Below are 21,013 nucleotides of genomic sequence, written 5' to 3'. Positions count from 1 at the left end.
TAAACGGCAACGGACACATTCCCTGCGCAGTGGATTAGAGAGAGTGAGAGGCGGCCATCCATGCCCATCAAAGCAAAAGCAACAAACGGCCAATTGATTCGTGGCTTCGAACCCTACAAGGAAACCAAGGGCGAGGAGTACATGAGTGAGGCGATGCGCGCCCACTTCACCGGCATCCTGAACAAATGGAAGCTGGAGCTGATGCAGGAAGTTGATCGCACCGTTCACCACATGCAGGACGAGGCAGCCAACTTCCCAGATCCGGCAGACCGTGCCAGCCAGGAAGAAGAGTTCAGCCTGGAACTGCGTGCCCGTGATCGCGAGCGCAAGCTGATCAAGAAAATCGACGAAACCCTGCAACTGATCGAAGACGAAGATTACGGCTGGTGCGATTCCTGTGGCGTCGAGATCGGCATCCGCCGCCTGGAAGCCCGCCCAACCGCCACCCTTTGCATCGACTGCAAGACCCTGGCGGAAATCAAGGAAAAACAGGTCGGCTCCTGAGTCGATCAACAGACGGGGCGCTCAGGCGCCCCGTTTCGTTTCCCCCCTCCGTAACGCCCTCATGCACAGTCCCGCTTATATCGGTCGCTTCGCCCCTACGCCCAGTGGCTATCTGCACTTCGGCTCGCTGGTCGCCGCCCTCGCTTCCTACCTCGACGCCCGTTCCGTAGGCGGCCGCTGGCTGCTGCGCATGGAAGATCTCGATCCGCCACGAGAGGTTCCCGGAGCACAGAGCGCGATTCTGCAAACCCTCGAGCGCTATGGCCTGCACTGGGATGGCGAACTGACCCGCCAGAGCGAGCGCCATGCCGAATACGAAGCGCTGGTGCAGCGCCTGTTCGATCAGGGCCTGGCCTACGCCTGTACCTGCTCGCGCAAAAAGCTCGAAGGCAGCGGCGGCATCTATCCGGGTTACTGCGGTAATGCTGGCCATGGGCGTCATGACGCCGCCATCCGCCTACGCGTACCGCAACTGACTTACCGCTTCACCGATCGAGTACAGGGCGAATACAGCCAGCACCTGGGTCGAGAAGTGGGCGATTTCGTTATCTGCCGTCGCGATGGCTTGTATGCCTACCAGCTCGCTGTCGTCCTGGATGACGCCTGGCAAGGCATCAACAACGTGGTACGCGGCGCCGACCTGCTCGACTCGACGCCACGCCAACTCTACCTGCAAGAGCTGCTCGGACTGCCCCAGCCGCGCTATCTGCACGTGCCGTTGATCATCCAGCCCGACGGCCACAAGCTCGGCAAGTCTTATCGCTCACCGCCGCTGCCGAGCGACCAGGCCACGCCACTACTGATTCGCGCCCTGCACGCACTCGGCCAGAACGCTCCGCGCGAACTCGAAGATGCCAGTGCCGAAGAGCTGCTGCGCTGGGGAGCACGCCATTGGGATGCCGGCCAGATTCCACGCACACGCAGCCTGGCCGAAAGTCAGTTGCGCTGATTGCCGGTAAAGGGCAGCCTTGCGCCCCTAACTCACGATCAGGAATCTGCCATGCGCGCCCAGCTCGAAGAACTCATCGGCAAAATCAGCTCGGGCTGCCTGCCGCAGGACGAAATCACCCGTATCGCTGACGAAGCGGCACAGGCCTATGCCGACCCACAGGCATTTCTGGCGGCCAACCCGGACGTCAACTACGACGACAGCTTTCCCATCCCGCTGGGCGAATGGATGGTGATCGGCAACCTGCCGGATACCGTGCTGTTCCAGGCCGACAGCTACGACGAGCTGTTTCGCCAGATAACCGAGTCGTTCGGCGCCGAAGTGAGCTTCGTGCTCACTGCCAAACAATTGCACAAGGTCGAGCCGTTGAAGGCCCTGAACCGCATCCAGGTGCAACTGAGCAGCCTGTCCAAAGAAACCCAGGGCTATGTGCTGGTCGACTTCAGCGAGCCGCTAGACGATGAGCTGCAGGCCGTACTGGTGTACACCAGCGAACTGCCTCGGGTGCTGGAACTGGCGGTGGAAGTGGGCATCTACGCAGCACCGGCCTACGAGACGCTAAAGGTAGCGCAGGCCGAGCAGTAAGCCTGGGCCGATCCTAGTTTTTTGCATTACAGCCCAGGGAAATCCCTGGGTATCGCTTCGCTCAACCCAGGCTACGCGCCCATCGTCATGTGCCGGCAGAGCTAAAGCCCGGCGTCGTGCAGCCTGCGCAGGTGCTCGATATACAGGCTGACCGGGTTGACGCCCTCGCCGGCACGGCCGAAGTGCTGGTTGACGATATCCAGGTGATCGAGCGGATAGTCGTCGCGGATCACCTTGCCCAGGTGGGAGCTGACGCGCCCGACCATACCATCGCACTGCCCGGCCTCACGCACGAAGGTGCGCGCGAAGCGTCGGCAGAACCAGTTCGACAGATCGCGGCGATTGCCGCCTTGGTCGGTGATACCTGGCTGCAGGGTGCCGGACCAGGAGTAATAGCGCACGCCATTGACCTCCTCCGGCCCATCTTCCCCCCACACTGACGGCAGGCCCTGGGGATATTGGTGATTGAAGATGCCAACGCCCTCGGTAGTCAGCGAGCGATGGGCAGCCGTGGCGTTGATCGGCATGCTCGCGCCGCGGGCGCCGCTGTCGAACACTGTCACCACCCGCGCCAGCACATGCACGCCCAGCTGCAGCAGCGTGCCGCGCAGGCTGCCTGGTGCGGCTTTGCGTTCGATGTGGTCGGCCAGCTCTGAGCCCTGGTGCGGGCCAGCCAGAGACGTCACCGACGCGACCCATTCCGGGCGGCGTGCTGCGGCGTAGCGACAGACCAGGGCACCCTGGCTATGGCCGATCAGATGCACCTTCTCCGCTCCACTGCGCCTACGCGCGTCGGTGATCTGCAGCAATAATTGTTCGCCGCGAAGCTCTGTGGCATGCACCGACGACAGACGCGCGGGATAAACATCGACGCCCTGATTACGCAGAGCAGTGACGATGCCATACCAGTATTCGAAACCGAACAGACTGACAAAACCCAGAAAACCAGGAACCAGCACCAGTGGGTACCGGGGAACTGCACGATGACCCATTTCAGTCTCCATGGAGGAGCGCCTCCTGGCCAATACGGCAGGCATCAGGTAAGCGCGTGGGAAAGCACATCATGATTGTCGATGGCCACTATCGAGACAGTCGACTTCATCCCTGACTACCCCGCCCTTAGCATGGTTCCGTGAAACACCGTATGCAGAGAGAACGAGGTACACCATGAAAGTCCTGACCATCCTCCTGACCCTGAGCCTTTTGAGCGCCAATGCGCTCGCACTGCCCAGCCGCGCTCCGGCGCCCATTCTGGGTGAAGCCGTGGATAGCAGCCAGCAACAGCAGGTCGTTGAGCGCTAGCCACCAATGCCTTGGGTGAACACCGGCAACGGCGCTGGAATGCGCTGTGGGCATGACCCAATCGAACCCTGGGTGATTTAGGACGAACTTATCCACACCCGCCAGGCTCGAAAAAATGGTCAGGTTCATCACAAGGGAAATAAACCATGTTCAAGCAAAGTCTGGGTGCCGCATGCGTTCTGGCCGTTCTTACCGGTTGTGCCGGCAAGCCGGAAAATCCGGTTGACCACATCACCTACCGTAACGAGCCGCTGGTCAAACAGGTCGAGAAAGACATGAGCAAGTCGACCGTTCTGGAACTGGGCGGCCCACCCTCCTCGGAGATGACCCGCACGCTTCTTCCGGGCACCTGCAACAACTATGTCCTCAACCGTGACGGCAAAGAACAGCCTTACTACGTTGCCTTCAACTCCGCAGACCGGGTCGACAGCAAAGGCTTCCTGACCTGCGAGCAGATGGAAATCAACGAGCGCGAACGCGCCCGTGGTAAGGGTATCTGATTCAGCCGCCGGTAATAAAAATGCCCGCCTCCTAGGAGAGCGGGCATTTTTTTGCGCAGCGATCAGGCCCCGAGCAGCAGGGCCGACGCGCAGCTGATCATCCGTAGATTTTAGATAGCGCCGCGGCTGCGCAGTACTGCCAGCACCTGCTTGACGCCCTCGTCCACAGATAAGTTTTGCGTATCCACCACCAGATCAGCGTTCAACGGCACATCGTACGGGAAGGACTCGCCCGGAATGTTATCGCCAGCCGCCGCATATAGTCCCTGCGGGTCACGCTCTGCGCACACCTGCGGCGACGCCTGCACGTAAACGGTGATCAGACGCTCAGCACCAATCAGCACTTTGGCCTGCTCACGTCCTTCCGCATCCGGCGCCACGAAAGCGGCCAGGGTAAGCAGACCGGCTTCGTTGAACTGACGCGCCACGTGCGCGGCACGACGCCAGTTCTCGGTACGCCCGGCGCGATCCTGCGGCAAGCCCTTGTTCAGGTCATGGCGCAAGTTCTGGCCATCGAGCACGTAAACCGCACGGCCCATGTCGAACAGCTTGCGCTCGACCGCGTACGCCAGCGTGCTCTTGCCCGCACCAGACAAGCCGCTGAACAACACGGTGGCCGGTTGCTGACCGAACCGCGATGCTCGCTCTTCGGTGGAGACGTGGCCGGATTCGCTGTGGTGACCCGAACCGGAAACCTGAGCATCACTGATGATCATGCCGGCGCCGACGGTGCCATTGGTCAGCCGGTCGATGATGATGAACGAGCCGGTGGTGCGGTTATGGGCATAACCGTCCAAGGCGATCGGCGCATCCAGGGCAATCTTCACCTTGCCGATTTCATTGAGCTGCAGGCTGCTCGCGGCACCCTCTTCCAGGGTGTTCACATCGATCCGGTGAGCGATGCTAGCAATGGAGCCCGGCACGTAGCTGGTGGCGCGCTTGATGTCGTATTTCTTGCCAGGCAGCATCGGCTCTTCGGCCATCCACACAAGCATGGCGTCGAAGCTGTCGACCACCTGCGGGTGGTTGTCGGCATGCACCAGCATGTCGCCGCGCGATACGTCGATCTCGTCTTCCAGGGTCAGGGTGATCGCCTGGCCAGGGCCGGCCTGCTCCAGCTCGCCTTCATAGGTGACGATGGACTTGACCTTGCTGCCCTTGCCCGATGGCAGAGCGATGATTTCATCACCCTTGCGCACGATACCGCTCGCCAGGGTGCCGGCGAAGCCGCGGAAGTTCAGGTTCGGACGATTGACGTACTGCACAGGGAAGCGCAGATCGTCGAAATTGCGGTCGCCCGCCACTTCCACGGTCTCGAGAATTTCCATCAGCGACTGGCCGCTGTACCACGGCGAACGCTCGGACTTGTTGACCACGTTGTCGCCCTTGAGCGCCGACATGGGCACGAAGAACAGCGACGTGGGCTTGAGGTTGATCTTGTCGGCAAAAGCCTGGTAATCGGCCTTGATCTGCTCGAACACACCCTCATCGAAGCCCTTCAGATCCATCTTGTTGATGGCGACGACGATGTGCTTGATGCCCAGCAGCGAGGCGATGAAGCTGTGGCGCTTGGTCTGGGTCTGCACACCGTAACGGGCGTCGATCAGGATGATCGCCAGGTCGCAGTTGGAGGCGCCGGTTGCCATGTTGCGCGTGTACTGCTCATGGCCGGGGGTATCGGCGATGATGAACTTGCGCTTGGTCGTGCTGAAATAGCGGTACGCGACATCGATGGTGATGCCCTGCTCGCGCTCGGCCTGCAGGCCGTCGACCAGCAGCGCCAGGTCGATGTCTTCACCGGTGGTGCCGACTTTTTTCGAGTCTTTGGTGATGGCATCCAGATGGTCTTCGTAGATCATCTTGGAGTCGTGCAGCAGGCGGCCGATCAGCGTGCTCTTGCCGTCGTCGACATTGCCGCAAGTCAGAAAACGCAGCAGCTCTTTACGTTCGTGCTGGGCCAAGTAAGCGAGGATATCCTCGCTGATCAATTCGGATTGGTGCGACATATCAAAAGTACCCCTGGCGTTTCTTCTCTTCCATCGAGCCGGACGAGTCATGATCGATAACCCGGCCCTGGCGCTCAGAGGTCTTGGCCAACAGCATTTCCTGAATGATTTCCGGCAGGGTGCTGGCAGTGGACTCCACCGCGCCTGTTAGCGGGTAGCAGCCCAGGGTACGGAAGCGCACCATCTTCTTGTGAATGCTGGCTTTCTGCTCGGGAGTGAGGTGCTCGAGGATGCGTTCATCGTCGATCATGATCAACGCGCCGTTCATCTCGATGACTTCGCGCTCTTCGGCGAAATACAGCGGCACGATCGGAATCTGCTCAAGGTAGATGTACTGCCAGATATCCAGCTCTGTCCAGTTGGAGAGCGGGAATACGCGGATCGACTCGCCCTTCTTGACGTTGCCGTTGTAAACGTTCCACAGCTCGGGCCGCTGGTTCTTCGGATCCCAGCGGTGCTTGTTGTCGCGGAACGAGTACACACGCTCCTTGGCACGGGACTTCTCTTCGTCACGGCGCGCGCCACCGAAGGCAGCGTCGAAGCCGTACTTGTCCAGCGCCTGCTTGAGGCCTTCGGTCTTCATCACGTCGGTGTGCTTGGCACTGCCGTAAGTGAAGGGGTTCATGTCCTGCGCCACACCCTCGGGGTTGGTGTGGGTGATCAGATCCAGGCCGTACTCGCTGACCATCTTCTCGCGGAAGCTGTACATTTCCTGGAACTTCCAGCGCGTATCCACGTGCATCACCGGGAATGGCAGCTTCCCGGGGAAGAAGGCCTTGCGCGCGAGATGCAGCATCACGGCGGAATCTTTGCCGATGGAATAGAGCATCACCGGGTTATCGAATTCGGCGGCCACTTCACGAATGATGTGGATGCTTTCCGCCTCGAGCTGTTTCAAGTGCGTCAGTTTGTCGAGCATGGCTACTCACGGGATAACGATATTTTATTCAGGCCGGCGGGCCTTGGACGAGCGCGCACTCTAGCACAGCACCTCATTCTATTCAGGAAGCCACTTAGATCGAAACGATCTAACTTTATACCTGCCAATTTGGACTCATTGGCATCACAACGCTCCACGCAACAAATCGGAATAATCCTACTTTTTGCGGAGCGCTGCGGAACTCTCCTACCCATCAGGTCGTCAATGAACCCGGCGAAACATTTCGCAATAGCGGTCGCGCGAGCTTGCTCACCCTGTGAGTAAAAAATCAGCATGCGACTGCGTCAATCCCGCCTACCGGGACGCGAGCTCCCCGCTCGCTGCCAACCAGGGTGTTTCACGTTGCTGTGCTCAAGGAGAGCCGAATGTCATCCACACCACTAACCCGCTCCATGCTCGCCCTCGCAATCACCACTGCCAGCCTTGCCGCTCACGCAGAAACCTACCAGATCGATAACGGTGCCAAGACTTGGAGCAATCAAACGATTGCCGATGGCCTGTCCATCTCTGGCGCGCTCTCGACGACGGAAAACGCCATCACGCTGACCGGCAATACATCTGTACAAGGCGGTTTGACGGTCGGCGCCGACGTCACGACAAACGCAGGAAGCCCAACGGCAGTGACTCTCGACAACACGCAGTTGGACGGTGGTATCACCAACAGCGGCGCGCTCAAGGTCACAGCAACAGATGCGCTTACCGGTGGTTCCAATTCACCGGCAGGCCTAGGCCTGAACTCGGTCACGGCAGGTAGTGGCCTGAAGAACAGCGGCAGCATTGAGGTGAGCAGCCTAGATCAGGCCGACGGAATTCGTATCGGCGCCAGCACATTGGCTGGCGCGCTCGATAACGATGGGTCTATCTCCGTCAGCGGCGACTATATCCACGGCATCGCCGCTTATGCGGGCAGTCAGTTCAATGGGCTGAACAACACGGGCACTATCACGGCCGAGGGCATTACCGCACCTGGCGATGCAAGCAACCTCAGCGAAGCTGAAGGCATCACCGTGGATACCAGCATTATCAATGGTGACCTGAATAACAGCGGTGACGTTACCGTCAGTGCGTATGAAGCCAGCGGTATTGCCGTACACGCCTATGAAGGGCACTCAGATCTCGCGCGCATCAGCGGCGACCTGATCAACAGCGGCAACATAGACGTGACTGCAGTGGGTGGCCAGGGCGGTACCGCAGCCGGCATCGTGCTTTATCAAGCAGAGATCGATGGCGAACTGAACAACAGCGGCACCATCCGCGCCAGGGGAGAGGATTCAGCCGGCCTCTATGTGGATGGTGGACGCATCGATGGCGGCATCGTCAACAGCGGAACCATTCAGGGCGACCGGGTCGGTATCTATCTGTCGGATTTCACCTCGGACGGAGGCGATCCGTTAGATCCCGACTACGACATCGTGCATAAAGGCGGTGTGATCGAGGGTGGTGAGTATTCCATTTATGCCAACCCGGGTGACTCCACCCTGCGTGTAGATCTGGCTGGCGGAACCGTAAAAGGCAATATTTCGGGTATCGGCTACATAGCTGTAACCGGGGACACCATTTTCGATGGCACACGCATCGAGAATGGGCAATTTGCCGGCGAACAACTTAGCGTTGTCGACCTGTTCAATGCAGAAGACAGCCCTTTGGGTAAGCCGGGACGACTGACTCTGGTGCAGCCGCACGTCACCATCGACGGCGTTCTGGAAATGAACCGCGGCACCGAGCTGCAACTCAACCTGAGCGATGCGACAGACCCGAATCGCGCCATTCTGACGGTGCGCGACGACGCCTATTTTGCTCCTACGAGCAGCATCGCTCTGCGTCCGACCTCTGAGGCATTCCGGGCTGCTGGCAAGGAGTACAAGCTAATCAAAGCCGGTGTACTTGAGTACGAAGGTGCAGGCCCGCAGGTTCTCAGCAGCTCCCCACTGCTGACCGTCGATTCCTCCAGACTCACCGATACCGAAGTTCTGGCGACAGTCAGCACGGTATCCGGCGAACAGGCCGGCGAGATCATCGACCAGGCAGGCAGCAGCCCGAACGCGGGCCGCGCTTTCCAACCCTTCTATGCAAGTGTCATGGGGCAACTGGACAACAGCGACCCTGTATTCCAGGCATTCGCCAACGCCGACGAAGCCCAGCTCGCGGCACTGAGCGAGCAGCTCGCACCGCAAGTCGATGGTGCCGCGCAGGCCGCAGTGAACGCGGCGCAACACATGGTGACCGGCGCAGTAGCTTCGCGTACTTCGGCGCTGCGCGGCGCGTCCTCCGGCTCGGCATTCAGTGAGAGTGGGTTCTGGGTGCAGGGTCATGACAGCGATCTGCGTCAGGGTCGCCGCAGCGGCATCGCCGGTTACGACGCCGACAGCCGCGGTCTCAGCCTGGGTATCGACGGCAAGCTGAACGAGCAATGGACACTGGGTGCCGCCTACAGCAACCTGGACACCAACGTGAGTGGCCGCAACGGTAACAAGAGCGAGATCGACACCCAGGTGCTGACGCTCTACTCGGGCTTCGAACAAGGCCCGGTTTTCGTCGACACCAGCCTGAGCTACGGTTTCAACGACAACACCAGCAAGCGCAACGTCGCCGGCACTCGCGCCAAGGGTGATTTCGACAGCCAGTCTCTGGCGCTGAACCTGGAGGCAGGCTACGGACTGCACGCCAACGGCATCACCCTGGAACCGCGCGTTGCCGCACGCTACAGCCGCCTGGACATCGACAGCTACCGTGAAAAAGGCTCTTCCGCAGCACTGGCAGTGAACAGCCAGCGTTACGAGACCATCGAGCTCGGTGCGGGTGCGCGTCTGGCCAGCCAGTTCTCCGTCGGCCAGGGTACGCTGGAGCCGGAGCTGAAGCTGATGGCCTATCACGACTTCGCGGCCGATCAAGCCACCAGCACCTCGAGCTTCGTGCTCGGCGGTTCGTCATTCGTAACCCACGGCGCCAGCCCGGCCCGTGACAGTTACGAGGCCAGCCTGGGCGTCAACTACCGCGTCGGTGCGCTGAGCCTCGGTGCGGGCTATGAGCACGTGGGTCGTTCGGGCTTCGATGCCGACACCCTCCGTGCCAAGGTTCGTTACGACTTCTGATCCTGCCCCAATACGGCGACCGAGCGGCAGGCCCGGTCGCCGTTCCTCGAAACCCTAGATCGGGTTCGGACAATCGATGAACAGATGCTCGATGGCGAAGCGCCGGCTCAAGTACTCGCCTAAGGCCTGAACGCCATAGCGTTCGGTCGCGTGATGCCCAGCAGCGATGAAGCTGACGCTGTTTTCCCGGGCGCTGTGGTAAGTCTGCTCAGAGGCTTCTCCGGTCAGATAGAGGTCGACGCCTGCGGCGATAGCCTGATCGATGTAACCCTGACCGCCTCCCGTACACCAGCCAATACGGCTGACCATCCCCTCACCCTCTACCAATAACGGCTCTCGCCCCAGCACTTCATGTACGCGGCGGGCAAAATCCCGTGCGCTCATAGGCTGCGCCAGCGAACCGACCAGGCCGACGGTACGTGGGTTGTCCGGTTCCAGCGGCCCCTCGACGGTGATATCCAGTTGCCGGGCGAGCTGCACGTTATTGCCCACCTCGGCATGCATATCCAGCGGCAGGTGATAGGCCAGCAAACTGATGTCGTTGGCCAGCAGGGTTTTCAAGCGGCGCTGCTTCATGCCGGTGATGCAAGGGTTTTCGCCTTTCCAGAAATAGCCGTGGTGCACCAGCAGCACGTCTGCGTGCGCCTCAACGGCCGCTTCGATCAGCGCGAGGCTGGCAGTCACGCCACTGACGATGCGCTGCACCTGTGGCCGGCCCTCGACCTGCAGGCCATTGGGGCAGTAATCGCTGATACGCGAAGCGCCAAGATAGCGTTCGGCGTCCTCCACCAAGGTCGTTAGAGCAATGGCCATATTGTTTCCTCACGAGCTGTTGCGAACCGCTGCTTTATTGGCGCGGTTCTCTATAATGGCGCACCTTAAGGGCCCGATCAGGGCCTCGCAACCCTCAGGATTGGATCGATGCTCAAGGCCCTGCGTTTCTTCGGCTGGCCCCTACTGGTCGGCGTTCTGGTATCGCTGCTGGTCATGCAACAGTACCCGCAACTGGTGGGCCTGCCGATGCAAGACGTGCAGCTCCGCCAGGCGCCCGCTTATGCGCGCGCGCAGGAGGGCCCTGCGTCCTACGCCACGGCAGTGAGCACTGCCTCGCCGGCGGTGGCCAACCTGTACACCACCAAGTACGTAGGCAAGTCTAACCACCCGTTGCTCGATGATCCGCAGTTCCGCAAGTTCTATGGTGAGAATCTGCCAGGCCAACGGCGCATGGAATCCAGCCTCGGCTCGGCGGTGATCATGAGCCCGGAAGGCTATCTGCTGACCAACAACCACGTGACCGCCAATGCGGATCAGATCGTAGTGGCACTCAAGGATGGCCGCGAGACGCTAGCACGGGTGATCGGTAGCGATCCGGAAACCGACCTCGCAGTACTGAAGATCGATCTCAAGGATCTGCCCTCCATGACACTGGGCCGCTCCGACAATATCAGGATCGGTGACGTCACCCTGGCCATCGGTAACCCGTTTGGCGTCGGCCAGACCGTGACCATGGGCATCATCAGCGCCACCGGGCGTAACCAGCTGGGCCTCAACACTTACGAAGACTTCATCCAGACTGACGCGGCGATCAACCCCGGCAACTCCGGCGGTGCGCTGGTCGACGCCTATGGCAATTTGGTCGGCATCAACACGGCGATCTTCTCCAAGTCTGGGGGCTCGCAGGGCATCGGTTTCGCCATTCCGGTGAAGCTGGCGATGGAAGTGATGCAGGCTATCATCGAGCACGGTCAGGTAATCCGTGGCTGGCTGGGCCTCGAAGTGCAGCCGCTGACTCCGGAGCTGGCCGAGTCCTTCGGGCTGGAAGGACGGCAAGGCATCATCGTCGCCGGCATCTACCGCAATGGCCCGGCGCAGAAAGCAGGCCTGCAGCCCAACGACCTGATCCTCAAGATAGATGGTGAGCCTGCCGGTGACGCTCGCCGCTCGATGAACCAGGTCGCTCGTGCCAAACCGGGTGAGACGATCCGTATCGAAGTCATGCGCAATGGCAAGATGATGGAACTCAGTGCCGAAGTTGGCGTACGCCCGCCAGTCGCCACCAGCAACTAGAACACATGGCGTTGCTGCCAGAAATACCGCCGCACCGGGCAGCGATCAGCCAGTAGCAATACACGGGGAATGGCTGATCGCCCACGCCTTCCCTGATCTTCCACAGGTGCCGCCTGGCTTCGTCTTGAAGCGCGGCTCGTCCTGAAAACCTTACCGTGAACACGACACAGATAGCGAAATAGAAAGCTGTAGTTGCAGCCTGACAGCATTAAAATGTAATGTTATTACGTTTTTAATTTGCCAAGGATCTGCATCTTGCATCGCTCCCTCGCCCTGCTCACCAGCCTACCGCTCAGCCTGCTGAGTATTTCCTCGTACGCCGAAAACCCCGATGCACTGCTGCTCGACGAAAGCGTGATCAATGCCCAACATCGCCAGGAGTCCGCCGATGGCCCGGTACAGGGCTATCGCGCCACGCGCTCGGCAACGGCTACCCGTACCGACACCGACATCCGCGATACCCCGCAGAGCATTCAGGTGGTACCGGCCCAGGTACTCAAGGATCTCAATACCACGCGCATCGACCGCGCCCTGGATTTCGCCGGCGGCGTTTCGCGGCAAAACAACTTCGGTGGGCTGACCTTCCTCAATTACAGCGTGCGGGGCTTCACCACCGGCGAGCTGTACAAGAACGGTTTCGCGATCAACCGGGGCAGCTACAGTTCGCCGGATACCTCCAACATCGAACGAATTGAAGTCCTCAAGGGGCCGGCGGCCAGTCTCTATGGCCGCGGCGACCCTGGCGGCCTGGTCAATATCGTCACCAAGCGCCCGCAAGAGGAGGCATTTACCACCCTCTCGCTGAGTGCCGGTAGCTGGGATCGCTACCGCAGCAGCCTGGACGTGAATACTCCACTTACCGAAGACGGCCACCTGCTCTCCCGGGTCAATATGGCCATCGAGGACAACGGCAGCTTTCGCGATCACGTCGGCAGCGAGCGGCGCATCGTCAGCCCGTCGCTGAGCTGGCAGATATCCCCGGATACCCGGCTGATGCTGGACGCCGAGTTCTCCCGCACCGAATCCGTATTCGACCGCGGCATCCCGGCCGTGAATGGCCAGCTGGGCTCAGTCAAGCGATCAACGTTCGTTGGCGAGCCCAACGACGGTGACATTCGCAACGACAACCAGACCCTCGACCTGGCCCTCGAGCACTACCTGAACGACACCTGGAAACTGCGTCTGGCCAACCATTACACCCAAGGCACCTTGCAGGGAAACAGCTCGGAACCCCAGGCGCTGGTCGGCACCACCATCACCCGCTTCTATCGCCAACGTGATTTCGAGTGGAACGACAACATCACCCAGGCCGAGCTGCATGGTGATTTCGAGTTTGCCGGCTGGCAGCACCAGACCCTGATCGGCCTGGAGTACGAGAACTACCGCAACAGCCAGAAGTATCCACAGAGCGCGACCCTGCTGAGCTACGGTCTGGATATCTACAACCCGGTGTACGGCCAGCCCAAGCCAGCGCTGACGCGTGTCAATGACTTCCACGAGCGCACGGAAAGCTACGCACTAAACCTGCAGGATCAAGTCGCCTTTACCGATCGTCTGCGCGGTCTGGTCGGGGTACGCCTGGAGCATGTCGAGCAGACATCACTGAACCGCTCCACGCGCGTCAGCAACAGCCAGGAAAAGGACGTCGCCACACCGCGCCTCGGCCTGCTCTATCAACTGACCCCGCAGGTCGGCGTGTTCGCCAATGCCTCTACCTCGTTCAAACCCAACACCATCGGCACCCAGGGCCAGGTCTACAAACCGGAGAAAGGCCTGGGCTACGAGACCGGCGTGAAACTCGACCTGCTCGACGGCCGCCTTGGCGCGACCATCGCCCTGTTCCAGATCGACAAGGAAAACGTCATCACCACCGACGCCCTGGGTGACAGCGTTGCCGCCGGCGAGGCCCGCAGCCAGGGCCTGGACATGCAGTTCAGCGGCCAGTTGAGCGACGCCGTACGAGTCATCGGTGCCTACGCCTACATCGACGCCGAGGTAACCAAGGGTGACGCCGCCCTGCCGAAAGGCAGCGACCTGCTCGGTATTGCTCGCAACAGCGCCAGCCTGATGAGTGTGTACGAGTTCCAGAACGGCGCCCTGCGCGGCTCCGACCTCGGCGCAGCCCTCAACTACATCGGCGAGCGCTCGGGTCAGGCGGGCAGCACCTTCACGGTGCCGTCCTACAGTACGGTCGATCTGCTGGCCCACTACAAGGCCAGCGAAGAAGTCACCGTGGGCCTGAACCTCAACAACCTGTTCGACCGCAAGTATTACGAGCGCGCCTACAACAGCGTCTGGGTGCTACCCGGCGAGCCGCGCAACCTCAGTGTCAGCCTGACCCTCAACCTCTGATCGAAAGGACGCATCATGCGCATCTCAAGCAAAACCGCCGCCCTACTGGCACTCCTGGCCGTTGCCGGCCAGGCCGGCGCCCACGGCCTGTGGACGGAGCAACGCCGCGGCAATATCGAAGTGGTCTACGGCCATGGCGCCGAAGACGACGCCTTCAAGGCCGACAAGATAAGCCGCGCCTGGGCCTTCAACGGCGCCGGCAAGACCGTTCCGGTGACCATCGAACGCCTTGCCGACCATGCCCGACTGAAGCCGCTGAGCGCACCCGCTTCGTTGGCCGTGGCACTGGATAACGGTGCCTGGTCGAAGACCGCAGACAGCAAATGGATCAATCAGGGCCGTAGCAAAGTCCCGAACGCCGTGGAAGCACTGCATACCTACAAATACAGCCTGGCGATCTATCAGGAAGGCGCCCACCTGCCCGATCTGAAAGATCTGCGTATGGTAATCGTGCCCTTGGCCGATCCTCTTGAAGTCGGTGTAGGCAAGCCGCTGCCGGTTCGTGTGCTGGTCGACGGCAAGCCAGCTGCCGATATCAAACTGATCGGCGACTACCGCAGCGCACCGGATCAGGTCAGCGCCACCACCAATGCCAAGGGCGAAGCACAGGTGGTGATTCGCAACGAAGGCCTGAATATCATCGCCGCCGAGGCCAGCCAAACGGTGAAAGGTGATGCCGATATCGACAGCCGTGGCTACTTCACCTCGCTGACGTTTATCGGTCAGGGGCATCATCACTGACAGGGTTTCCCGGGTATCGCTGCGCTTAACCCGGGCTACAGAGATGTGGATGTAAAAAAGCCAGGGCATTTGCCCTGGCTTTTTTATTTCCATCCGCAAACGTCAGAGCGTTGCCAGCGCATCCAGCAGCGCCTGGTTCTGCTCGGGCGAACCAATGCTGATGCGCAGGAACTGGGCGATACGTTCCTGTTTGAAGTGGCGCACGATCACGCCCTGCTCACGCAGTGCTGCCGCAATACCGGCAGCATCACGCTGCGGGTGGCGGGCGAAGATGAAGTTGGCCGCCGAGGGCAGCACCTCGAACCCCAGCGCTTGCAAACCAGCCGTGACCTTTTCGCGGCTGTCGATCACCGCGGCGCAGGTCTGCTCGAAGTAAGCCCGATCCTCGAACGCCGCCGCCGCACCGGCGATGGCGATGCGATCCAGCGGGTAGGAGTTGAAACTGTTCTTGATCCGCTCCAGCGCTTCGATCAGATCTACGTGCCCGACTGCCAGGCCAACCCGCAGGCCAGCCAGAGAGCGGGACTTGGACAGAGTCTGGGTCACCAGCAGATTCGGGTACTTGTCGACCAGGCTGATGGCCGAGACGCCACCGAAGTCGATATAGGCTTCATCCACCAGCACCACGGTATCCGGATTAGCCTGTAGAAGGCGCTCGATGGCCTCCAGGGCCAGCAGGCAGCCGGTAGGTGCATTGGGGTTCGGGAAAATGATGCCGCCATTGGGCCGCGCATAATCCTCGATACGGATCTGAAACTGCTCGTCCAATGCCAACGGCTCGGCCTGAATGCCATACAGGCCACAGTAGACCGGGTAAAAGCTGTAGCTGATATCGGGGAACAACAGCGGTTTGCCATGCTGGAACAGGCCGTGGAAAGCATGGGCCAGCACTTCGTCAGAACCGTTGCCGACGAATACCTGAGCAGTCTTTACGCCATAGAACTCAGCGACTGCCTGCTTCAAGCGATCGCCGTTGGGGTCGGGATACAGACGCAGGTCGTCGTTGAGCTCCTCGCGCATGGCGGCGATAGCCTTGGGCGACGGGCCATAGGGATTTTCGTTGGTATTGAGCTTGACCAGCTTGCTCAGCTTGGGCTGCTCACCCGGTACGTAAGGCACCAGGCCTTTGACGAAGGGGCTCCAGAATTTGCTCATCTGCCCTTCTCTCCTCGAATTCGGTTTAATCGTTGGGTCAGTTCTTGATGCGGTACTCGGCACTACGGGCGTGTGCGGTCAGCGACTCGCCACGGGCCAGTACCGAGGCCACCTTGCCGAGTTCGGAAGCACCTTCGGCCGAACAGTGGATGATCGACGAACGCTTCTGGAAGTCGTAGACCCCCAGCGGCGACGAGAAGCGCGCAGTGCCCGATGTAGGCAACACGTGGTTCGGCCCCGCACAGTAATCACCCAGCGCTTCGGCGGTGTAACGGCCCATGAAGATGGCCCCCGCGTGACGGATCTCTGGCAGGTACTGCTCCGGGTTCTCGACCGAGAGCTCCAGGTGTTCAGGCGCGATACGGTTGGCCACTTCAATGGCCTGGGCCATGTCCGCGACCTGGATCAGCGCGCCACGGCCTTCGATAGAGGTACGAGCAATCGCCTCACGCTCCAGGCTCGGCAGCAGGCGAGTGATGCTCTCGGCGACCTTGTCGAGGAAAGCTGCATCCGGGCTGACCAGAATCGACTGCGCGTCTTCGTCGTGCTCGGCCTGAGAGAACAGATCCATGGCGATCCAGTCCGGGTCGGTCTGGCCGTCGCACACGACGAGAATCTCCGACGGCCCGGCGATCATGTCGATACCAACCTTGCCGAACACATGGCGCTTGGCGGTTGCGACATAGATGTTGCCCGGGCCGACGATCTTGTCCACCGGCGGCACGCTTTCGGTGCCATAGGCCAGCGCCGCGACAGCCTGGGCGCCACCAATGGTGAACACCCGGTCGACACCGGCAATGCAGGCCGCGGCAAGCACGATCTCGTTGATCTCGCCACGCGGCGTGGGCACCACCATCACCACTTCCGGGACACCGGCAACCTTGGCCGGGATGGCATTCATCAGCACCGACGACGGATAGGATGCCTTGCCGCCCGGCACGTACAGGCCGGCACGATCCAACGGCGTGACCTTCTGGCCCAGCACCGTGCCGTCGGCCTCGGTGTAGGTCCAGGAATCCTGCTTCTGTTTCTCGTGGTAGCTGCGCACGCGCTCGGCGGCGACTTCGAGCGCCTGGCGCTGCTCAGTGGTGATGCGCGTCAGCGCCAACTCCAGACGCTCGCGCGGCAGAATCAGGTCGGCCATGGAGGCGACTTCAAGGGCATCGAAACGCTGGGTGAACTCGACCAGCGCTGCATCGCCACGCTCACGCACGGCCTTGATGATATCCAGCACGCGCTGATTGACGCCGTCATCCGAGACGCTTTCCCAGCTCAGCAGATGATCCAGATGATGAGCGAAATCCGGGTCGGCAGCGTTGAGTCGGCGAATGGCAACTGGAGCGGTCATAGCGAAAGCCTCATCTGGATGGCGTGTTCTCAGGCGCCGCTAGAGTAGCAAGCCCACCGTGCGGGCACCTGAGAATTTGGCTATGACACGGATAGGCACTGCGCAGCCCGAAGGCCGCGCGGGAGAGGATCAATGCGGATGGTGCGTCTCGACCGCTTCACGCAGCGTGTCGATCAGGGCTTGGACACGGCTGTGCTGCATCTTCATGGAAGCCTTGTTGACGATCAGCCGCGAACTGATGTGCGCGATCAGCTCCTGAGCTTCAAGACCGTTGGCTCGCAAGGTGTTGCCGGTGTCGACCACGTCGATGATCTTGTCGGCCAGGCCAACCAGCGGCCCCAGCTCCATGGAACCGTACAGCTTGATGATGTCGACCTGACGGCCTTGCTCGGCATAGTAGCGCTTGGCGACGTTAACGAACTTGGTGGCCACGCGCAGGCGGCCCTTGGGCTCGGCCGCACCGATGGCGCCAGCGGTCATCAATTTGCAGCGGGCAATACGCAGATCCAGGGGCTCGTAGAGCCCCTGGCCGCCGTATTCGAGCAGCACGTCCTTACCGGCGACGCCAAGATCGGCAGCGCCATGCTCGACATAAGTCGGTACGTCGGTGGCGCGCACGATCAGCAGACGTACGTCATCTTGGGTGGTCGGGATGATCAGCTTGCGGCTCTTGTCCGGATTCTCGGTCGGCACGATGCCTGCCGCCGCGAGCAGCGGCAGGGTGTCATCGAGAATACGGCCTTTGGACAGGGCAATGGTCAGCATGTGGTCAGCCCGGCACGCGGCGAATCTTCGCCCCCAGCAATTGCAGTTTCTCTTCGATGCATTCGTAGCCACGGTCGATGTGGTAGATGCGATCGATCACCGTGTCGCCCTGGGCGACCAGCGCGGCGATAACCAGGCTGGCCGAAGCACGCAGGTCGGTCGCCATTACCGGAGCGCCCTTGAGCTGCGCGGTACCGGTGACGATGGCCGTGTTGCCTTCGACCTGAATCTGCGCGCCCATGCGGCTCATTTCATAAACGTGCATGAAGCGGTTTTCGAAGATGGTTTCGATCACAGTACCGGAGCCTTCGGCAATGGCATTGAGAGCGATGAACTGCGCCTGCATGTCGGTCGGGAAAGCCGGATAAGGAGCGGTGCGCAGGCTAACGGCCTTCGGACGCTTGCCCTTCATGTCTAGCTCGATCCAGTCGGGCCCGGTAGTGATTTCGGCACCCGCTTCCTGCAGCTTGGCCAGTACGGCTTCCAAGGTGCTCGGATCAGCATCCTTGACCTTGATGCGGCCACCCGTGGCAGCAGCGGCTACCAGGTAGGTACCGGTTTCGATACGGTCGGGCATCACGCTGAAGCGAGCGCCATGCAGGCTTTCAACGCCGTCGATAGTGATGGTGTCGGTACCGGCACCTTGAATCTTCGCGCCCATGGCGATCAGGCAGTTGGCCAGATCGACCACCTCAGGTTCACGAGCAGCGTTTTCCAGTACGGTGCGCCCTTTGGCAAGGGTAGCGGCCATCAGGATGTTCTCGGTGCCGGTCACGCTGACCATATCGAAGAAGAAGTGCGCGCCGCGCAAACCGCCTTCCGGCGCCTTGGCCTTGATGTAACCGCCTTCGACATCGATGGTCGCGCCCATGGCTTCCAGACCACGGATGTGCAGGTCGACCGGGCGTGAACCGATGGCGCAACCACCAGGCAGCGCCACTTCGGCCTCACCGAAGCGGGCGACCATTGGGCCGAGCACCAGAATCGAAGCGCGCATGGTCTTCACCAGCTCATACGGCGCGACCAGAGTCTTCATGGTACGCGCGTCGACTTCGACGCTGAGCTTCTCGTCGATGATCGGTTCGATGCCCATGCGGCCGAACAGCTCGATCATCGTGGTGATGTCGTGCAGGTGCGGCAGATTGCAGATGGTCACGGGCGCGTTGCCGAGCAGGGTTGCTGCCAGAATCGGCAGTGCGGAGTTCTTGGCACCGGAAATGCGGATCTCGCCGTCGAGACGCACGCCGCCAGTAATGCTTAATTTATCCATAGCTAACTCGTCGTCTCAGGAGCGCGCGGCCCAATCGGCACGGCTGAAGAATTTCATGCTCACGGCGTGGATGCTGCCATCGGCGATCCAGGGATTGAGGTGAGCGTAAATTTGCTGCTGGCGCTTGACCGGGCTAAGGCTGGCCAGCTCGTCGCTGATCAGATTGAGCTGGAAGTTGCAGCCTTCGCCGTCGACCTCTACCTGAACCTCCGGCAGTTTGGTCTCCAAGAAACTTTTTACCTCAAGGGCCTGCATGCTCAACCTCGATCAACGTATTCAATAAGCGTGAACGTCGCATGGCGACATCTGTTTACAGCGTCCGGGCCAGCAATTGCGGGGATGGTCAGGCAGCAACGCTGCTGGCTGCACGATCCGCCAGCGGCACTCGGCACGGGCCTGTAGACATGGGGCCGGCATCATAACAAAAAATTGCCAGAAGCAATTCTCGGTATCGAGCTGCGGCGCCAGAAGGTAATCACCGCGGCGTATTGAATGCCTTAGATTTCCAGGGGAAGCACGTGGTGCAGCTCGCACACCTTGGCGATCCCATTCATGTCTTGGGGCAGGCCGCGAATGCTCAACACTTTGTCAGCAGCCCGAGCATCGCGGGTATAGGCAAGCAGCAGAGACAAACCGACACTGCTGGACTTCTCCACCGCCGAACAATCGATCACGCAGGTACTTGCCTGAGTGGCCTGAATCAGCCGACCGCCCTGCTCACGCAGGGCCGGGACCACTCTGATAATCGAGGATGCCGGAGAGCGCGAGAACGCCCGGCGCCTGTTCGACGATGGCCGCTGAACTCACGACGCCCCCCGGGCCTGACGCGCACGGGCCACGGTGTCTGCCCAGCTGTCGATGACCTTGTCGAGATCGTTGCGGTTGTTCTGCATGGACTGCGCGAACTGATCGCGGAACAGCTTGCCAACGTTGATACCGTTGATCACTACGTTACGCAGCTTCCAGGTTCCGTCCATGGCAACCATGGTGTACGACAGCGGATAGACCGTGCCCTTGCCATCGCGGATTTCCATGTTGACCGAGGTACGCTGTGGATCCTGCTTGCCAGTGGCCGGCAGCACACGGATGTCCTGATTGTTGTACTCGAGCAACGCGTTGCCATAGAACTGCATCAGGCTGCGCTTGAAGTTCTCCTGGAAGCGGGTCATCTGCTCGGGCGTGGCTTCACGCGAATAGCGCACCGTCATGACACTGCGGGCAACGCCATCGACATCCACGACCGGGCCGAGAATCTCGTTGAGCGAGTTGTAGAAAGCATCAGGATTGCTGCGGTACTGCTCCTTGTTGGCCTTGAGGTCGGCCAAGAGGGTCTGCGTGGTTTCCTGCACCACTTCATGGGCAGCAGGCGCGGCCACTGCCAGCAAGGGCAGCGCGGCCAGCAAAGCGACAACGCTGTTACGCATGGTCTTGATCATC

General features: G+C 60.7%; 19 protein-coding genes and 1 pseudogene. 9 read left to right on the top strand and 11 right to left on the bottom strand.

From position 1 onward, the window contains the following. The first annotated feature begins 60 nt into the window (after nt 1–60). The 3 genes from dksA to ACZ0AI_RS21890 all read left to right on the top strand — a co-directional run bounded on the left by dksA (nt 61) and on the right by ACZ0AI_RS21890 (nt 2,038). Nucleotides 61–504 (top strand): RNA polymerase-binding protein DksA, encoded by a 444-nt coding sequence (gene dksA, locus ACZ0AI_RS21900; RefSeq protein ID WP_042554833.1) that lies wholly within the window; start codon nt 61–63, stop codon nt 502–504. A gap of 61 nt (nt 505–565) precedes the next feature. Next, a complete protein-coding gene (gene gluQRS, locus ACZ0AI_RS21895; protein ID WP_463563666.1) occupies nt 566–1,453 on the top strand; it encodes a tRNA glutamyl-Q(34) synthetase GluQRS in 888 nt (295 codons plus the stop codon). Nucleotides 1,454–1,504: 51 nt separating this feature from the next. After that, the gene (locus ACZ0AI_RS21890; RefSeq protein WP_463563665.1) at nt 1,505–2,038 is read left to right on the top strand and encodes a hypothetical protein; all 534 of its coding nucleotides are present in this window, start codon (nt 1,505–1,507) and stop codon (nt 2,036–2,038) included. Nucleotides 2,039–2,139: 101 nt separating this feature from the next. Here ACZ0AI_RS21890 and ACZ0AI_RS21885 read toward each other — a convergent pair whose 3' ends face one another. After that, the gene (locus tag ACZ0AI_RS21885) at nt 2,140–3,030 is read right to left on the bottom strand and encodes a lipase family alpha/beta hydrolase (protein WP_463563664.1); all 891 of its coding nucleotides are present in this window, start codon (nt 3,028–3,030) and stop codon (nt 2,140–2,142) included. A 175-nt stretch (nt 3,031–3,205) separates the two neighbouring features. Between ACZ0AI_RS21885 and ACZ0AI_RS21880 the strand changes: the two genes are divergently transcribed. Together ACZ0AI_RS21880 and osmE are read left to right on the top strand one after the other, a co-directional pair. Beyond that, nucleotides 3,206–3,340, top strand: a complete 135-nt coding sequence (locus ACZ0AI_RS21880; protein WP_463563663.1) for a hypothetical protein — start codon at nt 3,206–3,208, stop codon at nt 3,338–3,340. Nucleotides 3,341–3,486: 146 nt separating this feature from the next. Further along, nucleotides 3,487–3,840: an osmotically-inducible lipoprotein OsmE gene (gene osmE / locus ACZ0AI_RS21875; protein ID WP_463563662.1), complete on the top strand. Its 354-nt coding sequence runs from the start codon at nt 3,487–3,489 to the stop codon at nt 3,838–3,840. 110 nt (nt 3,841–3,950) lie between these two features. On the opposite strand, the gene cysN is transcribed toward osmE, so the two are convergent. Both cysN and cysD read right to left on the bottom strand, forming a co-directional pair. Beyond that, complete coding sequence (cysN, locus tag ACZ0AI_RS21870) at nt 3,951–5,846, bottom strand: sulfate adenylyltransferase subunit CysN (protein ID WP_463563661.1); 1,896 nt, start codon at nt 5,844–5,846, stop codon at nt 3,951–3,953. Between the two features lies 1 nt (nt 5,847). Next, complete coding sequence (cysD, locus tag ACZ0AI_RS21865; protein ID WP_225835207.1) at nt 5,848–6,765, bottom strand: sulfate adenylyltransferase subunit CysD; 918 nt, start codon at nt 6,763–6,765, stop codon at nt 5,848–5,850. A 386-nt stretch (nt 6,766–7,151) separates the two neighbouring features. On the opposite strand from cysD, the gene ACZ0AI_RS21860 reads away from it, so the two are divergent. Then, nucleotides 7,152–9,878, top strand: coding sequence for an autotransporter family protein (locus ACZ0AI_RS21860; protein ID WP_463563660.1), 2,727 nt, complete (start codon nt 7,152–7,154; stop codon nt 9,876–9,878). Between the two features lie 54 nt (nt 9,879–9,932). On the opposite strand, the gene ACZ0AI_RS21855 is transcribed toward ACZ0AI_RS21860, so the two are convergent. After that, a complete protein-coding gene (locus ACZ0AI_RS21855) occupies nt 9,933–10,691 on the bottom strand; it encodes a Nif3-like dinuclear metal center hexameric protein (RefSeq protein ID WP_463563659.1) in 759 nt (252 codons plus the stop codon). A 108-nt stretch (nt 10,692–10,799) separates the two neighbouring features. On the opposite strand from ACZ0AI_RS21855, the gene algW reads away from it, so the two are divergent. From algW to ACZ0AI_RS21840, 3 genes are all read left to right on the top strand, one after another. Next, nucleotides 10,800–11,945, top strand: coding sequence for a Do family serine endopeptidase AlgW (gene algW / locus ACZ0AI_RS21850; protein WP_225835213.1), 1,146 nt, complete (start codon nt 10,800–10,802; stop codon nt 11,943–11,945). A gap of 252 nt (nt 11,946–12,197) precedes the next feature. Then, nucleotides 12,198–14,297: a TonB-dependent siderophore receptor gene (locus ACZ0AI_RS21845; protein WP_463565995.1), complete on the top strand. Its 2,100-nt coding sequence runs from the start codon at nt 12,198–12,200 to the stop codon at nt 14,295–14,297. A gap of 15 nt (nt 14,298–14,312) precedes the next feature. Continuing rightward, complete coding sequence (locus ACZ0AI_RS21840; RefSeq protein ID WP_463563658.1) at nt 14,313–15,038, top strand: DUF4198 domain-containing protein; 726 nt, start codon at nt 14,313–14,315, stop codon at nt 15,036–15,038. 102 nt (nt 15,039–15,140) lie between these two features. On the opposite strand, the gene hisC is transcribed toward ACZ0AI_RS21840, so the two are convergent. The 7 genes and pseudogenes from hisC to ACZ0AI_RS21805 all read right to left on the bottom strand — a co-directional run bounded on the left by hisC (nt 15,141) and on the right by ACZ0AI_RS21805 (nt 21,012). Beyond that, nucleotides 15,141–16,193 (bottom strand): histidinol-phosphate transaminase, encoded by a 1,053-nt coding sequence (gene hisC / locus ACZ0AI_RS21835; RefSeq protein ID WP_463563657.1) that lies wholly within the window; start codon nt 16,191–16,193, stop codon nt 15,141–15,143. 37 nt (nt 16,194–16,230) lie between these two features. Then, the gene (gene hisD, locus ACZ0AI_RS21830; protein ID WP_463563656.1) at nt 16,231–17,541 is read right to left on the bottom strand and encodes a histidinol dehydrogenase; all 1,311 of its coding nucleotides are present in this window, start codon (nt 17,539–17,541) and stop codon (nt 16,231–16,233) included. A gap of 129 nt (nt 17,542–17,670) precedes the next feature. After that, the gene (hisG, locus tag ACZ0AI_RS21825) at nt 17,671–18,306 is read right to left on the bottom strand and encodes an ATP phosphoribosyltransferase (protein ID WP_225835222.1); all 636 of its coding nucleotides are present in this window, start codon (nt 18,304–18,306) and stop codon (nt 17,671–17,673) included. Nucleotides 18,307–18,310: 4 nt separating this feature from the next. Beyond that, the gene (gene murA, locus ACZ0AI_RS21820; protein WP_463563655.1) at nt 18,311–19,576 is read right to left on the bottom strand and encodes a UDP-N-acetylglucosamine 1-carboxyvinyltransferase; all 1,266 of its coding nucleotides are present in this window, start codon (nt 19,574–19,576) and stop codon (nt 18,311–18,313) included. A gap of 15 nt (nt 19,577–19,591) precedes the next feature. Continuing rightward, nucleotides 19,592–19,831 (bottom strand): BolA family protein, encoded by a 240-nt coding sequence (locus tag ACZ0AI_RS21815; protein WP_225835224.1) that lies wholly within the window; start codon nt 19,829–19,831, stop codon nt 19,592–19,594. 242 nt (nt 19,832–20,073) lie between these two features. Next, a pseudogene (locus ACZ0AI_RS21810) lies at nt 20,074–20,383 on the bottom strand (STAS domain-containing protein). Further along, nucleotides 20,380–21,012 (bottom strand): MlaC/ttg2D family ABC transporter substrate-binding protein, encoded by a 633-nt coding sequence (locus ACZ0AI_RS21805; RefSeq protein WP_225839883.1) that lies wholly within the window; start codon nt 21,010–21,012, stop codon nt 20,380–20,382. Before ACZ0AI_RS21805 ends, ACZ0AI_RS21810 begins: the two are co-directional and overlap by 4 nt. Between the last annotated feature and the right edge of the window lies 1 nt (nt 21,013).

This window comes from Pseudomonas sp. AC355 (assembly GCF_979258205.1).
Note: the sequence above shows the minus strand (reverse complement) of the source record. Positions and strands in the feature narration are given on the sequence as shown.

Coding starts and splice junctions, on each gene's coding strand:
- dksA (WP_042554833.1), top strand. CDS start 61: ATGCCCATCAAAGCAAAAGCAACAAACGGCCAATTGATTCGTGGCTTC.
- gluQRS (WP_463563666.1), top strand. CDS start 566: ATGCACAGTCCCGCTTATATCGGTCGCTTCGCCCCTACGCCCAGTGGC.
- ACZ0AI_RS21890 (WP_463563665.1), top strand. CDS start 1,505: ATGCGCGCCCAGCTCGAAGAACTCATCGGCAAAATCAGCTCGGGCTGC.
- ACZ0AI_RS21885 (WP_463563664.1), bottom strand. CDS start 3,030: ATGGGTCATCGTGCAGTTCCCCGGTACCCACTGGTGCTGGTTCCTGGT.
- ACZ0AI_RS21880 (WP_463563663.1), top strand. CDS start 3,206: ATGAAAGTCCTGACCATCCTCCTGACCCTGAGCCTTTTGAGCGCCAAT.
- osmE (WP_463563662.1), top strand. CDS start 3,487: ATGTTCAAGCAAAGTCTGGGTGCCGCATGCGTTCTGGCCGTTCTTACC.
- cysN (WP_463563661.1), bottom strand. CDS start 5,846: ATGTCGCACCAATCCGAATTGATCAGCGAGGATATCCTCGCTTACTTG.
- cysD (WP_225835207.1), bottom strand. CDS start 6,765: ATGCTCGACAAACTGACGCACTTGAAACAGCTCGAGGCGGAAAGCATC.
- ACZ0AI_RS21860 (WP_463563660.1), top strand. CDS start 7,152: ATGTCATCCACACCACTAACCCGCTCCATGCTCGCCCTCGCAATCACC.
- ACZ0AI_RS21855 (WP_463563659.1), bottom strand. CDS start 10,691: ATGGCCATTGCTCTAACGACCTTGGTGGAGGACGCCGAACGCTATCTT.
- algW (WP_225835213.1), top strand. CDS start 10,800: ATGCTCAAGGCCCTGCGTTTCTTCGGCTGGCCCCTACTGGTCGGCGTT.
- ACZ0AI_RS21840 (WP_463563658.1), top strand. CDS start 14,313: ATGCGCATCTCAAGCAAAACCGCCGCCCTACTGGCACTCCTGGCCGTT.
- hisC (WP_463563657.1), bottom strand. CDS start 16,193: ATGAGCAAATTCTGGAGCCCCTTCGTCAAAGGCCTGGTGCCTTACGTA.
- hisD (WP_463563656.1), bottom strand. CDS start 17,541: ATGACCGCTCCAGTTGCCATTCGCCGACTCAACGCTGCCGACCCGGAT.
- hisG (WP_225835222.1), bottom strand. CDS start 18,306: ATGCTGACCATTGCCCTGTCCAAAGGCCGTATTCTCGATGACACCCTG.
- murA (WP_463563655.1), bottom strand. CDS start 19,576: ATGGATAAATTAAGCATTACTGGCGGCGTGCGTCTCGACGGCGAGATC.
- ACZ0AI_RS21815 (WP_225835224.1), bottom strand. CDS start 19,831: ATGCAGGCCCTTGAGGTAAAAAGTTTCTTGGAGACCAAACTGCCGGAG.
- ACZ0AI_RS21805 (WP_225839883.1), bottom strand. CDS start 21,012: ATGATCAAGACCATGCGTAACAGCGTTGTCGCTTTGCTGGCCGCGCTG.